General features: G+C 45.3%; 1 protein-coding gene. It reads left to right on the forward strand.

The window, feature by feature from the left end:
- The coding region (locus HMPREF2685_RS10950; RefSeq protein WP_261710236.1) for a hypothetical protein at positions 1 to 827 on the forward strand (827 nt) is incomplete at both ends.

Raw genomic sequence — 827 nt, forward strand, 5'->3', positions numbered from 1 at the left:
CATCAGAGTCTGAATCAACATCCGAATCAGCATCTGCTTCTGAATCAGCCTCAGTGTCCGAATCAGTCTCGACATCCGAGTCAGTTTCTGTATCTGAATCAGTCTCAACGTCTGAGTCAGTATCAGCGTCTGAATCAGTTTCTACCTCTGAGTCAGTATCTACGTCTGAATCAATCTCGACCTCTGAATCATTGTCAGCATCAACATCTGAGTCGGTCTCAACCTCTGAATCAGTATCGACATCCGAGTCATTGTCCGCGTCCGAGTCAGTTTCAACTTCTGAATCGGTGTCAACATCAGAATCATTCTCAGTCTCTGAATCAGCCTCTGCGTCCGAGTCAGCGTCAACATCCGAATCAGTGTCTACGTCTGAATCGGTGTCAACATCAGAATCAGTTTCTGCATCAGAATCAGTATCAACATCCGAATCAATTTCAGCCTCTGAATCAGTTTCAACGTCAGAATCAGTGTCAACCTCAGAATCGGCATCTGTATCCGAATCGGTTTCTACGTCAGAATCAGCGTCAACATCAGAATCAGCGTCAATATCAGAATCGGTTTCGGCGTCTGAGTCAGCGTCAACATCTGAATCAGTGTCAACGTCAGAATCAGTATCAGTGTCCGAATCAGCTTCAACCTCAGTAAGCCAATCAGTGTCAGCATCTGAATCAGCTTCAACCTCAGTAAGCCAATCAGTGTCAGCATCTGAATCAGCTTCAACCTCAGTAAGTAAATCGGTTTCTACGTCTGAATCGGTGTCTACATCCGAATCAGTATCAGCGTCTGATTCAGAATCAGCGTCCGAATCAGTATCGACATCTGAGTCA

It is taken from the genome of Streptococcus sp. HMSC074F05 (assembly GCF_001808725.1).
In the GTDB taxonomy this organism is placed as follows: domain Bacteria; phylum Bacillota; class Bacilli; order Lactobacillales; family Streptococcaceae; genus Streptococcus; species Streptococcus parasanguinis_I.